The sequence below is a fragment of the Rothia sp. HMSC073B08 genome (assembly GCF_001812975.1).
In the GTDB taxonomy this organism is placed as follows: Bacteria; Actinomycetota; Actinomycetes; order Actinomycetales; family Micrococcaceae; genus Rothia; species Rothia mucilaginosa.
Genome location: NZ_KV811086.1, coordinates 1,503 through 1,741 on the forward strand (window position 1 = coordinate 1,503; position 239 = coordinate 1,741).

Consider the following 239-nt stretch of genomic DNA (forward strand, 5'->3'; position numbering starts at 1 on the left):
CGCCTTCGGGTGGGGACTTTCATTGAGGCGAATGGCAGGTACATATCGAACCAGCACCAGAAGGCGCATTTCCCCGCCTTCGGGTGGGGACTTTCATTGAGGCAACCTGGTGCTCAGCCACAAGCGCGAGGACGGCAGCATTTCCCCGCCTTCGGGTGGGGACTTTCATTGAGGCGCCGCGTACCCTCGCCACGTGGGAAAGGAGGCCGCATTTCCCCGCCTTCGGGTGGGGACTTTCA